This is a genomic window from Pectobacterium fontis (assembly GCF_000803215.1).
Taxonomy (GTDB): domain Bacteria; phylum Pseudomonadota; class Gammaproteobacteria; order Enterobacterales; family Enterobacteriaceae; genus Pectobacterium; species Pectobacterium fontis.
This window is the reverse complement of sequence record NZ_JSXC01000018.1, coordinates 129,322-143,726: the sequence shown is the minus strand read 5'-3', so window position 1 is coordinate 143,726 and position 14,405 is coordinate 129,322. Positions and strand designations below refer to the sequence as shown.

9 protein-coding genes are annotated in these 14,405 nt (G+C 51.7%); 2 read left to right on the top strand and 7 right to left on the bottom strand.

Annotated elements, in window-relative coordinates:
- Positions 1 to 419, bottom strand: a 419-nt coding sequence (locus OI69_RS06840; RefSeq protein ID WP_039347824.1) for a TonB-dependent receptor plug domain-containing protein, incomplete at its 3' end; no start/stop codon positions are given.
- A 424-nt stretch (positions 420 to 843) separates the two neighbouring features.
- On the opposite strand from OI69_RS06840, the gene OI69_RS06835 reads away from it, so the two are divergent.
- Both OI69_RS06835 and OI69_RS06830 read left to right on the top strand, forming a co-directional pair.
- Entirely contained in the window at positions 844 to 1,827 is a 984-nt protein-coding gene (locus tag OI69_RS06835; protein ID WP_039347819.1) for a helix-turn-helix transcriptional regulator, read from the top strand.
- Positions 1,828 to 1,935: 108 nt separating this feature from the next.
- Complete coding sequence (locus OI69_RS06830; protein WP_039347817.1) at positions 1,936 to 3,264, top strand: MmgE/PrpD family protein; 1,329 nt, start codon at positions 1,936 to 1,938, stop codon at positions 3,262 to 3,264.
- Between the two features lie 30 nt (positions 3,265 to 3,294).
- Here OI69_RS06830 and OI69_RS06825 read toward each other — a convergent pair whose 3' ends face one another.
- From OI69_RS06825 to pdhR, 6 genes are all read right to left on the bottom strand, one after another.
- Positions 3,295 to 4,482, bottom strand: coding sequence for a dienelactone hydrolase family protein (locus OI69_RS06825; RefSeq protein ID WP_039347851.1), 1,188 nt, complete (start codon positions 4,480 to 4,482; stop codon positions 3,295 to 3,297).
- 161 nt (positions 4,483 to 4,643) lie between these two features.
- Positions 4,644 to 6,551, bottom strand: coding sequence for a rhamnogalacturonan lyase (locus tag OI69_RS06820; protein WP_039347814.1), 1,908 nt, complete (start codon positions 6,549 to 6,551; stop codon positions 4,644 to 4,646).
- A gap of 227 nt (positions 6,552 to 6,778) precedes the next feature.
- Positions 6,779 to 8,203, bottom strand: a complete 1,425-nt coding sequence (gene lpdA / locus OI69_RS06815; RefSeq protein ID WP_039347811.1) for a dihydrolipoyl dehydrogenase — start codon at positions 8,201 to 8,203, stop codon at positions 6,779 to 6,781.
- 359 nt (positions 8,204 to 8,562) lie between these two features.
- Complete coding sequence (gene aceF, locus OI69_RS06810; protein ID WP_039347807.1) at positions 8,563 to 10,452, bottom strand: pyruvate dehydrogenase complex dihydrolipoyllysine-residue acetyltransferase; 1,890 nt, start codon at positions 10,450 to 10,452, stop codon at positions 8,563 to 8,565.
- Positions 10,453 to 10,466: 14 nt separating this feature from the next.
- Positions 10,467 to 13,130, bottom strand: coding sequence for a pyruvate dehydrogenase (acetyl-transferring), homodimeric type (aceE, locus tag OI69_RS06805; RefSeq protein ID WP_039347804.1), 2,664 nt, complete (start codon positions 13,128 to 13,130; stop codon positions 10,467 to 10,469).
- 143 nt (positions 13,131 to 13,273) lie between these two features.
- Positions 13,274 to 14,038 (bottom strand): pyruvate dehydrogenase complex transcriptional repressor PdhR, encoded by a 765-nt coding sequence (gene pdhR, locus OI69_RS06800; protein ID WP_015841704.1) that lies wholly within the window; start codon positions 14,036 to 14,038, stop codon positions 13,274 to 13,276.
- Positions 14,039 to 14,405 lie beyond the last annotated feature (367 nt).

Genomic DNA, 14,405 nt, shown 5'->3' with positions numbered 1-14,405 from the left:
CCGTAGCGTACGGCCGTACGGCTCGACACCGGTTTGCCATCCACCAGAATCAGCGTGTTTTCTGGTCCCATGCCGCGGATATCGATCTGGCGATTATTACCACGCTGGCCGCTGGTGGAGTTACCGGACAAATTGACGCCCGGCATCGTGCGAATCAGTTCTGACAAATCGTTAGCCGGTGGACGCTTGCTGATATCCTCAGCCGTAATCACTGACACGCCCGGAGCCTGACGGGTCTGCTCTGCCGCCGTCACCACCATCGTATCGCCCGACGTGGTACTTTCAGCCTGATTCTGCACCTGAGGGGCAGGTTCTGTTGACGGAATCGTCGACGTCTGCGCTGTACTCAGAAACGACGTCATCCCGCAGCTAACGCCAATGAGCGTCGCCAGATAACGACGCGATTGTGGTAGTTTCATCAAAATTATCCTGCCCTATAAGAAATGAGTAAGTAGCCTGAAAAAGGAACAACATCGCAGCCGGTACAGCGACACCTAACGACAATCAGCAAAACGCTGAATAACGGCGGAGATAAAACGCGCAAACGTGGCGGTTATCGGGAGAGAAGCGTCATGCCAATGAGCATCACGTCGTGTTGTTATGAAATACGGTGTGTAATCAATCAGCCCTTTTCTCCGCATTGCCGGAAATGGAAAATGTCTTTATCGTGCAATGTGACGTCCTCAACGAAAAATGCTATTGAGAAGTATTTGCATTACCATTTTGGCGCGGTCATTGTTACATTTGTCATTCAGGACGGGGTTTGCTCTAGCAGCAAAATGTTTTGCCAAAGCATCAAAATGGAAGGCGCAGATCGAAGGGTTTAATCAGGTAGGTAATCACATGCGCAGCTTCACTCAGTCATCAAAGCCGATCTATAAAGATCACATCGTTCAGCAATCGAGTCTGGTCGCGAATAATTACCGTTTTATCGGCCCGCGTCTTATCGATAATACGCCAGTGCTCTTTGGGTCATTCACTGTCGTACAGCTCAATCCGCATCTGATCCTGCATACCGCCGATGTGATTAATCGTCACAATATGAAAACCCAAAACCTGCTGGATGATGCAATCAAACTCGCCATCGTGGTGAGCGGCAATGCGCATATCTCATTTGGCCATCAGGCGCTACATCTGGGGGAGAGCCAGCCCGCCTCGCTGATTGCGCTGACGGAACCGACAATGTTTACTCGCATCGGCAAGCGTGATGAATTTGAAAGGACAATTACGCTGACGTTCGACAGAGAATGGTTGTACGGCAACATGATGGACACCGTTGGCAACTGGCAGGCCATCCACGATTTCACACAAACCCATCTGGCGACACATCTGTGGACACCATCGCGACAGGCGCTGGCGATTGCCTTGCAAACGTTGAATGCGGCACCTTGCCAAACGCCGCTCCAGCGTCTTTATCTGGAAACACAGTGTATGAGCCTGATTATTGAAGCGTTGACGTCATTAACCGCCAGCGTGGCGCAGGAGAAAAGCAGCGGAGTCACCCTGCGTGGCTACCATCGTATTCAACAAATCAGAGATATGCTGGAAAGCGGCAGCGCTGACCATCTGTCGATGAGTGAAATCGCCAAAAGCGTCAACATGAGCGAAAGTACATTGCAGCGTCATTTTCGTCAGACGTTTAATATGAGCGTTTTTGAATACCTGCGTAATTGTCGCCTGCAACGTGCGATGCTGGCCTTACAGAAAGACGGTATCGGCATTGCGCAAGCAGCCAGCATTGCGGGTTACAATAGCCCAGCCAACTTTGCCACCGCACTGCGACGCGCATTCGGTATTACGCCGGGGCAGCTAAAAGACCGCTTCTGATGCTGAATCACTAATAACCAAATGGAATTTATTATTCCTTTTGGTTATTAATTACCATTTAACCATGCGCAGTAAATTAGGTTTTTCTGCCAGCACACATGACGACCCATGACCAATCAGACTGATATCACCGCAACGCTTGCCCACCACATTATCCATAGCGAACCCACTCAGGAAGCGATTGATGCCGCTCGTGACGGGGTGACCGATTTCATCTCTACCGCCCTCCCCCTCACACAAGGAGCGATTGACGATAGTGGGTTCACTCCATTAAAACAGGTGTTCAGCGGCACGGACTGCCTGACGCGTAGCCTGCTCCTGGGATATGCCGGTCACGTACTGGATTTTGATGATTACCATCCGGCGTTTCGCGGCCATCCCAGCACCGTTATTTTACCCGCGCTGTTTGCCCTTGCCGCAGAAGACTCATCCGTGACGGAAGACGCGTTTTTGACGGCATACGTGATGGGTGTAGAAACCGCGGGAAGAATAGGATTGGCATGCGGCCCACGTCATTACAGTCTCGGTTACCACAATACCGCCACGCTCGGTGCGATCGCCGCTGCCGCCGCTACGGCGCGTCTGGCGAATGCCTCGGTGGAACAGACTCGAACTATTCTTGGCTTAGCCGCCACACAGGCAGCAGGGCTGCGGGCGCAGTTTGGTTCAGCGGTCAAACCGCTACACGCAGGGCTTGCCGCCAGAGCGGGACTCACCGCCGTCAAGCTGGTCTTAGCGGGCTTTGAGGGCAACGAGAAGCAGGTCATTGAGGCATTTCTTGCCGCGCACGGCGATCAAAAACACCAACCAGAGCTACTGGTGGAAAACTGGGGAGCACCATGGCGCATCCTTTCTCCCGGTCTGGAATTCAAACGTTACCCAACCTGTGGTGGCACCCACAGTGCCGCCGAGGCGGCGTTTGCGTTGCGGGAACAGTGGCATCAGCAGAACGGTGCGAATGCCGATCTGGCCGACGCCATCGAACGTATCACGGTGACCTTCCCGCCGGGTGGAGACGTTGCGCCCTTTATCCGTAACGCGACAAACGGCGTAGAGGCACGGTTCAGTCTGGAATATGTGATTGCGGCAGCGCTCATCGAAGGGGAATTGAAGCTGGCGCATTTTTCGGAAGCCCCCGTTGAAACCGCCATCGCCGCGCTGGCGAATCGCGTTATACGCCGTGCCGATGAAACCGCGCCACCCGATGAGCTTGACCCGGAGGCACGCTTTCATGAGGTGACACTGCACCTGCGCAACGGCAGCACGTTAATCCAACGCACCACACGTCAGGAAACCTCGGCGCGCCCAACCGATCTGCGTGTCAAGCTGCGCCAAACCCTCGGTTCGTTGACGCACCTCGACAGCGACCAGATTGCAGACCGTTGCACATTACGGCAGAAAGGCGATCTGCACTATTTGCTTGGGCTGCTGTTTTAACAACATATTGATTTTAACAAGATGCTGGCTTTAACGGGATGCGGGCTTTAGCCAGTGATCCAGAAAGCGAAACACCTCTTCCTGCTGTTCCTGATAGAAAACATGTCCCAGTTCAGGCCAAATTTTGGTTTGCAGCTTGCTTTCAGCCTGCTGGGATTGCCACACCTTGTGCATCTTGGCGTAGGCCTCTTCAACCGATTTCGTCGGGAACAGTTTGTCTTTGCCACCGTTAAATAACAGCATCGGCTTCGGTGCCGCGACGCTCGCCACATCAGGGAAATCAAAGCGTGTCGATAACCCCGGATGCAGCATATAGAAAGCCGACTGCCCTCTCAGCACATTGTTACCCGGCGTCATCAGGCCGTCGTAGGTGCCAATCCAGGACACCGCCGCCGTTGCCGCCACCTTGTCAGACAGCGCCGCAAGCTGCCAGGCGCGATAGGCTCCCATCGAAAAACCGACAACGCCGATATGTTGCTTATCGACCTGATCAAGCGAGGCCAGAAAATCCGTCGCCCGTATATCTTCGTAAGCCATCTGCCCCGCAAGCGAACGCCCCAGATTAAAGAAATTGCTCGCCAGCGCCTGTTGCTGTTCATATTTGATCGGCCCGCGTGCGCTCCAGCCTAACGCATCCACTGCCAGCACGACATAGCCCCGTTTCGCCAGTTCATCGCCCACAAAACGGCCGGTGAAAAACTTATCAGCCCACGCCTGTGCAGACGCAAGCTGCTCGTCATTGCCCCACGGCTTGATCATCTTCTCTTTGCCGATATCAAACTTCGCGCCGTGATCGTGCAGCAGGATCACCGCCGGATGCGGCCCTGTGCTTTTTGGCGTCAGGAGTAACGCGTCTACGCGGCTTTCATCAGTCAGATTGAAGGCGATTTTTTCCGCCATATAGCTACCACGATCTTGTTTTTCAATCGCTTGTGGTGCGAAATCTATGGTGGAATCCGGCGTCAAAAGCAGTGAGCGTAGCGTTTTTCTCGCTTGAGATTGCCACTGGCTAAAATCCGTAAAATGCCCGGAAAGCCAGGAATCGGAGTAGGTCATCTGCTGTTTCAACTGCGGATAAAATGAAGGAAGCCCTTCATCCGTCACTGCCTGATTTGTCGCAGATTGAAGAGTCGGGTTCATATCGTTCGCCATCAGTGAAGGACTCGCCAGCAAAGCCGTGAGTAGCCAGACAAAGGTGCGTAAGGCATTAAGATTCATCATCACCTCAAAAACAAAACATCGTTTCTTTTTTGAAGTTTGATTGTAATGGATACCGATAAAAATAAACGGATAGAAGACGTATTCTGCGAAGCGCCCCGAAAAAATAACGCTATACGTTGCAGGAAAATCGGCACGATCGCGATCGTGCCGATGAGAGATTACTTCTTCGGTGCGGTGTAGACACTTTCCCATTTAACAGGAAGCGTCATGCCATCACCCAGGTAAAAGCTGGTATGTGGCGGTTGATTGTATCCCGCATTCTGACCCGCGACTTGTGTCCGATAAGATGTATCGTGCATCAGCGTTGGCATGCGGTATTCTGTTTCTGAAATAGTACTGAAAATCTGGAGTTCACTATTATCATACTTGGGAATAATGAACTCCTCGCGCCAGTCGCCAAACAGATCGGCACTCAGAACCGGCGTCGATTTCGTCCCGTTTATCCACGTCCCTGAATTATAGGTATAGGCACTAAACAGCCGACTCGGGCCAGGCTTAGCTGGCATCCACTTATCAATCACCGCCCGATCCCATGTTTCACGTAATAGGTCGCCGTCCCACCAGATACCAAAATTGATGTGTGATGGTTTCTTATCGGAGATCTGCTCGCCTTTCACGTTGAACAATCCTCCCTGTGAAGACCAGCATTCCACTCCCAAATAAGCGGGATCGATATCCATACAGACACCGCGTCCGTTATCACCACCCGAACCGTTACTGTACCCCCAGAGGATCTCGCCTGTAGCAGCATCATGCATTTCCATCGCGTTCTTGCCGTACTGTTTCGCGCTTTCATGCACCATAAAGACTTGTTTACCTTCACGCGAAGGATCAAGAACGCCAAAATGTAACGCATCACCATGGCCCAGACCTGTCGAATTCAATAGCTTACCGTCGCTACCAATCGTTGCGGCGCCAAAGATGATATCGTCTTTTCCATCGCCATCAGCATCGCCTGTGCGAAAATGATGCGCACCTTGACCATAGGCCGTGTTCAACGTATCACCCGACGTTCCGCTGTCATATGTCCAACGCTGCGTCAGCTTGCCATCACGCCAGTCCCATGCCACTACCACGGCCCGGCCATAATAACCGCGTGAGAACACTGCGCTAGGGCGCTCACCATCCAGATAAGCGACCCCAGCCAGAAAACGGTCAACGCGGTTGCCATAACAATCTCCCCACCCGCATACATCGCCGCGCTCAGGAGAATAATCTACCGTTGCCATTGCTTTCCCGGTTGCGCCATTAAAGACCGTCATATATTCCGGGCCAGTGAGAATACGACCTCTGGTATTACGGTAATCGGCATCACCATTACCGATTACCGTTCCGGTTCCATCTACTGTGCCATCAGCGGTTTTCAGCATGACCTCCGCCTTACCATCGCCATCCAGATCATACACAACGAAATCATTGTAATGGGGGCCTGCTCTGAGGTTTTTCCCTAAATCAATCCGCCACAAGCGGGTTCCATCCTGTTTATAGGCATCGATATAAACGTTACCAGTGTAGCCAGGAAGGGCGTTATCTGTTGCGTTGCTGGGTTCCCACTTGATTAGATATTCGTATTCTTTATCGCCATCCAAATCCCCTACAGAACCATCGTTCACTTTGTAGGTATACACCTCACCGTCAGGCGTAACCCCATCAGCGGGTTTATTTAAAGGAATCGATTGATAACGCTTGCCACTCAATACACCTTTCGCCACATCCGCCGCACCTTCAACGCCATTGATAACGGGACGGATTGAATAAACAGAATCGGCTTTGCCATTAGGATCAATGAAATTGGTGCTGGTGCTCAGTGGGGAAGTATTAACGCGCTGACCATCACGATAAATATTAAAGGCGATATTTTCAGGATCGGTGGCAAATAGCCGCCAGCTTAAGAAGACATAATTTGTTTTCTTGAATGCAAACAAACCACGATCGAGCGCCTCGACCTGCTTGCTTGCAGCATAAGCTTGTGTCGTAAATATTCCTTGCCCGCAAGTCATTAACGTGGCTAAAAAAGCAAAAGAAATCACGTTCAAGCGCGATTTCACGTACGAATGACGTTCCATTTTCTCTCCTTGATTAATATGACTGATATCTTTGATAAAAAAGAAATAACCTCCAAAGTGCGATATCAGGTTAGTTCAATCTAATCTAAGGCAATCATAAAAACAGGATGAAAAATCATTACGTGAATGGCTAATTAGTACGCAAACATGCTGTTATGGGAAAATTCCTAAAAACAAAAAATCCGGCCCACTAAGGGCCGGATTCACACAAGTCAACGCGAGGGAAGTTACTTCTTTTTCGCTTTCGGGTTCGGCAGGTCAGTGATGCTGCCTTCAAAGATTTCAGCGGCCAGGCCAACGGATTCATGCAGCGTTGGGTGCGCATGGATGGTCAGCGCGATGTCTTCCGCATCACAGCCCATTTCGATCGCCAGACCGATTTCGCCTAACAGTTCACCACCGTTAGTACCGACAATCGCCCCACCGATAACACGGTGCGTTTCTTTGTCGAAAATCAGTTTGGTCATACCATCAGCACAGTCAGATGCGATAGCACGGCCAGACGCTGCCCATGGGAAGATCGCGGTTTCGTAGCTGATGCCTTTTTCTTTCGCTTCTTTCTCGGTCAGCCCCACCCATGCCACTTCCGGTTCGGTATAGGCAATAGAAGGAATCACTTTCGGATCGAAATAGTGTTTCTTACCGGAAATGACTTCGGCAGCAACGTGGCCTTCATGCACGCCTTTGTGCGCCAGCATCGGCTGACCGACGATGTCGCCGATAGCGTAGATGTGCGGCACGTTGGTGCGCATTTGCTTATCAACGTGGATGAAACCGCGATCGTCAACTTCTACGCCCGCTTTGCCAGCATCCAGATTTTTACCGTTCGGCACCCGGCCGATAGCCACCAGAACCGCGTCGTAACGCTGTGGTTCGGCTGGCGCTTTTTTACCTTCCATCGTCACATAGATGCCGTCTTCTTTGGCTTCTACCGCCGTCACTTTGGTTTCCAGCATCAGGTTGAACTGCTTGCTGATACGCTTGGTGAAGACCTTAACGACATCTTTGTCAGCAGCCGGAATCACTTGATCGAACATTTCAACCACGTCGATCTGTGAACCCAGAGCATGGTAAACCGTCCCCATTTCCAGGCCGATGATACCGCCGCCCATGACTAACAGACGTCCAGGGACGCTTTTCAGCTCTAGTGCATCGGTAGAATCCCATACGCGCGGGTCATCATGAGGAATGAAAGGCAGTTGGATTGGACGTGAACCCGCAGCGATAATCGCGTTATCGAAGGTAATCGTCGTTTTGCCATTTTCACCGTCAACTTCCAACGTGTTGGCACCGGTGAATTTACCCAGACCGTTAACCACTTTAACTTTACGGCCTTTCGCCATGCCAGCCAGACCACCAGTCAGTTGGGTGATGACTTTTTCTTTCCACAGACGAATTTTATCAATGTCGGTTTTCGGTTCACCGAACACGATACCGTGTTCTGCCAGCGCTTTGGCTTCTTCAATGACTTTAGCAACGTGCAGCAGGGCTTTGGAAGGAATACAACCGACATTCAGACACACCCCACCCAGCGTGGAGTAGCGCTCTACCAGTACGGTTTCCAGACCCAAATCCGCCGCGCGGAATGCAGCAGAGTAACCCGCGGGGCCGGCACCAAGTACCACTACCTGAGCTTTAATTTCAGTACTCATCATGACCTCTTAATTGATTTCCGGCGGGTCTGTGACGTCACACCCGTCATCATTACGATCAGGTGCATTTTTAATAACGCCCTCTTCCACCGGGACGTGTCTTTGCCGCTGTAGTTTACAAAATCGTTAACAATTTTGAAACAACAAGCGACTAACGATTTGTCCTTGATCACTGATTGCTGTAACAAATAGCAGCTTATCAGAAAAAAGCCGGCCGTCAGGCTAATGCCGATCGTTTAAAGATTGAGATACCGGGGGCGACCACGGTGCGAGGTATCCTTGCGGGAACTTCATCACCGTGTTTCCCCCTACATCCACACTTAAGTGAACAGCATTAGGCCGTCAGGCCGGCTTTTCGATTACATCACCAGACGGCGGATGTCAGACAACGTGTTGTTAATGATGGTAATGAAGCGCGCACCATCAGCACCGTCAATGACACGGTGGTCGAAGGACAGAGACATCGGCATCATCAGACGCGGAGTGAACTCTTTACCATTCCAGACCGGTTCCATCGCAGACTTGGACACACCCAGAATAGCGACTTCCGGTGCGTTGACGATCGGCGCAAAGTGCGTAGTCCCGATACCGCCCAGGCTGGAGATGGTGAAGCATCCGCCCTGCATTTCGCCAGCCGTCAACTTACCGTCACGGGCTTTCTTGGAGATCGCCATCAGTTCGCGAGACAGTTCAATGATGCCTTTCTTGTTCACATCTTTGAACACCGGAACCACCAGACCATTCGGGGTATCAACCGCAACACCGATGTTGATGTATTTCTTCAGCGTCAGGCGTTGAGCATCTTCAGACAGCGAACTGTTGAAGCGTGGCATTTGCTCAAGCGCAGCAGCAACGGCTTTCATGATGAAGACAACTGGGGTGATTTTCACGTCCAGTCTGCGCTTCTCCGCTTCCACGTTCTGCTGTTTGCGGAACGCTTCCAGCTCAGTGATGTCGGTTTTATCAAAGTGCGTAACATGCGGGATCACCACCCAGTTACGGCTCAGGTTGGCACCAGAGATTTTCTGGATACGACCCAATTCCACTTCTTCCACTTCACCAAACTTGCTGAAATCGACTTTCGGCCACGGCAGCAGGCCTGGCAGAGAACCACCAGTAGCAGCGGCAGGCGCAGACTCAGCACGTTTCACGGCATCTTTCACGTAAGCCTGAACGTCTTCGCGCAGGATACGGCCTTTACGACCAGACCCCTTCACTTTCGCCAGATTCACGCCGAATTCACGAGCCAGACGACGGATAACCGGCGTGGCGTGAACGTATGCGTCGTTCTCAGCGAATTCGCTCTTGCCTTCCGCTTTCGCAGCCGGTGCAGCAGCAGGTTTCGCCGCTGGAGCCGGTGCCGCTGCGTCTTGCTTGGCAGCCGGAGCTGGAGCAGCAGCAGGTGCCGCGCCTTCCACTTCGAAGACCATGATCAGTGAGCCGGTTTTCACTTTATCACCGGTGCTGATTTTGATTTCTTTAACCGTACCCGCGAATGGTGCTGGCACTTCCATTGAAGCCTTATCGCCTTCAACGGTGATCAGTGATTGTTCAGCCGCGATTTTATCGCCAACTTTCACCATCACTTCAGTGACTTCCACTTCGTCGCCGCCGATATCCGGTACGTTGACGTCTTTCGCACCAGAGGCCGCTGGCGCAGTGGCTGCTGGAACAGCAGCCTGTGCTGGCGCGGCAGCAGGTGCCGCACCCGCCACTTCGAATACCATGATCAGAGAACCGGTAGAAACTTTATCGCCGGTGCTGATTTTGATCTCTTTAACCGTACCCGCGAAAGGTGCCGGGACTTCCATAGAAGCTTTGTCGCCTTCTACGGTGATCAGCGATTGTTCAGCCGCAACGGTGTCGCCTACTTTAACCAGTACTTCGGTGACTTCCACTTCGTCACCGCCGATATCCGGCACGCTCACGTCTTTCGCTGCCGCTGCTGCGGGTGCGGCAGCCGGAGCGGCTTCTTTCTTCTCTTCTGCCTTGGCAGGTGCTGCATCAGCAGCACCGTCGGCGGAATCGAAAATCATGATCAGTTTGCCAGTTTCAACTTTGTCACCGACAGAGACTTTAATCTCTTTCACGACACCCGCCTGCGGAGAAGGGACTTCCATAGAAGCCTTATCACCTTCAACCGTGATCAGCGACTGTTCAGCTTCAACTTTATCGCCAACCTTCACCAGCACTTCGGTGACTTCAACTTCATCTGCACCGATGTCCGGTACGTTGATTTCGATAGCCATGTAATCTTTACCTCTTATGCCAGACGCGGGTTAACTTTATCTGCATCGATGTTGAATTTAGTGATGGCATCAGCAACCACTTTCTTATCGATTTCACCGCGTTTAGCCAGTTCACCCAGAGCCGCAACCACAACGTAAGACGCATCCACTTCAAAGTGGTGACGCAGGTTCTCACGGCTGTCAGAACGACCGAAACCGTCAGTACCCAGTACGCGGTAATCGCTGGCAGGGACGAAGTTACGGATTTGCTCAGCAAACAGCTTCATGTAGTCAGTCGATGCAACCGCTGGCGCGTCGCTCAGTACCTGAGCCACATAAGGAACGCGTGGTGCGTCGGTCGGATGCAGCATGTTCCAACGCTCACAATCCTGGCCATCACGCGCCAGTTCAGTGAAGGAAGTGACGCTGAATACGTCAGAACCCACGCCGTAGTCTTTCGCCAGAATCTGCGCCGCTTCACGTACGTGACGCAGGATAGAGCCTGAACCCAGCAGTTGAACTTTACCTTTGCTACCTTCCACCGTTTCCAGCTTGTAGATACCCTTACGGATACCTTCTTCCGCACCCTGCGGCATCGCAGGCATGTGGTAGTTTTCGTTCAGCGTGGTGATGTAGTAGTAAATGTTTTCCTGCGCTTCACCGTACATACGGTGCAGACCATCATGCATGATCACCGCGACTTCATAGGCGAATGCTGGATCGTAGGAGATACAGTTCGGGATAGTCAGCGACTGAATGTGGCTGTGACCATCTTCGTGTTGCAGACCTTCGCCGTTCAGCGTCGTACGGCCTGAAGTACCACCGATCAGGAAGCCACGCGCCTGTTGGTCACCCGCTGCCCAGCACAGGTCGCCGATACGTTGGAAACCAAACATGGAGTAGTAGATGTAGAACGGGATCATTGGCAGGTTGTTGGTGCTGTAAGACGTTGCCGCCGCCAGCCAGGAAGACCCTGCGCCCAACTCGTTGATACCTTCCTGCAGAATCTGACCTTTCTGGTCTTCTTTATAGTAAGCAACCTGCTCACGGTCCTGCGGGGTGTACTGCTGGCCTTTCGGGCTATAAATACCGATCTGGCGGAACAGACCTTCCATACCAAAGGTACGCGCTTCGTCAGCGATGATAGGAACCAGACGATCTTTGATCGATTGGTTCTTCAACATCACGTTCAGAGCACGAACAAACGCGATAGTGGTAGAGATTTCTTTGTTCTGCTCTTCCAGCAGGGTGCTGAAATCTTCCAGCGTTGGCAGTTCCAGCTTCTCATCAAAGTTTGGTTGACGAGACGGTAGGTAGCCACCCAGCGCCTGACGACGCTCGTGCAGGTATTTGTATTCAGCAGAATCTTTATCGAACGTGATGTATGGCAGTTTTTCGATGTCGGCATCCGACACAGGCACGTTGAAGCGGTCACGGAAGTAACGCACGCCATCCATGTTAACTTTCTTAACCTGGTGAGCAATGTTCTTACCTTCAGCCGCATCGCCCATACCATAACCTTTAATGGTATGCGCCAGAATAACGGTCGGTTTGCCTTTGGTATCCTGCGCTTTTTTCAGTGCAGCATAGACTTTCTTCGGATCGTGACCACCACGGTTCAGAGACCAAATCTGATCGTCGCTCCAGTCTTTAACCAGTTCAGCCGTTTCTGGGTATTTGCCGAAGAAGTGCTCACGCACATAGGCACCGTTCTTGGATTTGAACGTCTGATAGTCGCCGTCAACGGTTTCGTTCATCAATTGGATCAGTTTACCGCTGGTATCTTTACGCAGCAGTTCGTCCCAACGGTCGCCCCACATGACTTTAATCACATCCCAGCCAGCGCCGCTGAAGATACCTTCCAGCTCGTTGATAATCTTACCATTACCCGTAACCGGACCATCCAAACGTTGCAGGTTACAGTTGATAACAAATACCAGGTTGTCCAGCTTCTCACGGGTCGCGATGGTAATCGCGCCTTTAGATTCTGGCTCGTCCATTTCACCGTCGCCCAGGAAGGCATAAACGGTTTGCTTAGAGGTATCTTTCAGACCACGGTTTTCCAGATACTTCAGGAATTTAGCCTGATAGATGGCACCAATCGGGCCCAGCCCCATAGAAACGGTCGGGAACTGCCAGAAGTCCGGCATCAGTTTCGGGTGCGGATAAGAAGACAGACCGTTGCCGTGAACTTCCTGACGGAAGTTGTTCATCTGATCTTCAGTCAGACGACCTTCAAGGAAGGCACGAGCGTAAACGCCCGGAGAAATGTGGCCCTGGAAGTAAACCAGATCGCCGCCGTCCTGCGCAGTGCGAGCGCGGAAGAAGTGGTTAAAGCACACTTCATAGAAAGTGGCGGAAGACTGGAAAGAAGCCATGTGGCCGCCCAGATCCAGATCTTTTTTCGAAGCACGCAGTACCGTCATGATCGCGTTCCAGCGGATTGCTGAGCGAATACGACGTTCCAGATCCAGATTACCAGGGTATTCCGGCTCGTCTTCCACTGCGATGGTGTTGATGTATTGATGCGCAGCCGTACCAGCAGCCACGCTGACACCGCCTTTACGCGCTTCACTCAGAACCTGATCAATCAGGAACTGGGCGCGTTCAACACCCTCTTCACGGATGACCGATTCGATCGCCTGCAGCCAGTCGCGGGTTTCGATCGGATCCACGTCATTATTTAAACGATCTGACATGGTTATTCCTTATCTTCTCTAATAAGTTAGTTTGTTGGAGCCTGTCTTCCTGCATTCTGCCCAGACCTACTTCCTAAGCAAAACACATGAAGACAGGCTCATCGTCGTGATTACCGCATTCAGAACACCAAAAATACGGGTGCTCAGTCCTTGCGTTGCTGGAGCCGACGCAGCGATCTCTCGCGTCGACTATGTTCCCGGTTAAGATCCAGCAATACTTCCTCAATAAACGCCAGATGACGGTGTGATGCTTCGCGCGCCTTCTCTGGCTCACGGGCAACAATCGCCTCAAAAATGCTGGCGCGATGAATGCTCACCTGAGCCAACACTTCGCGGCTCAAATAAAGCAACTCAAAATTCTGCCTCACGTTTTGTTCAAGCATCGGCCCCATACAGCGTACCAAATGCAGCAACACCACATTATGCGTGGCTTCTGTGACAGCAACCTGATACTGCATGACGGCTTCCGACTCGGCGTTCAGATCGCCCGCTTCCCTCGCCTTCTCAATCACGGCATGGCAATCCCGGATACGTTGCAGATCAGACTCTGTGCCACGCAACGCAGCGTAGTAGGCAGCAATGCCTTCCAGCGCATGACGCGTTTCCAGAAGATCGAACTGTGATTCGGGATGTGTGCTCAGTAATTCTGCCAGCGGATCGCTGACGCTTTGCCATAGATTAGCTTGAACGAAGGTACCACCACCCTGACGGCGCAAAAGGAGACCTTTGGCTTCCAGGCGTTGAATGGCTTCTCTCAGAGAAGGGCGGGAAACATCGAACTGTTTTGCCAGTTCGCGCTCCGGTGGGAGCTTCTCGCCGGGGCGCAAGGTTCCCTCAAGGATCAGAAACTCTAGCTGCTGCTCAATCACATCTGACAGTTTGGGCTGACGGATCTTGCTGTATGCCATAGTGAATTCTTCTCTGCGAATGGCGCGGAGTCAATTGGTAATACCAATTTAAAAAACGTGACGCTAAAGTAACAAAGTATTCACCTTCTGTCCATAAGGACCTTGAGCTAAATCACCAATCCCACCAGATTTTAACAAATGCACGAGAAACCTGCGGCAAAGTGATAGCCCGCCTGTGGTATGACCATTAATCCCCTCTGTCTATATTTTAACTTTTTTGAAACGTAAAGCAGGCATTGCTGAACCGTTTAAATGCACAAATAATGAATTTTTATTCAAAAAATAATCCTTTTTATTCGCAATAAAAAAGTATGGCAATCCGTAGTTGCACACCGTGGTAATCACTATTTTAGCGTTGGGATAAAAG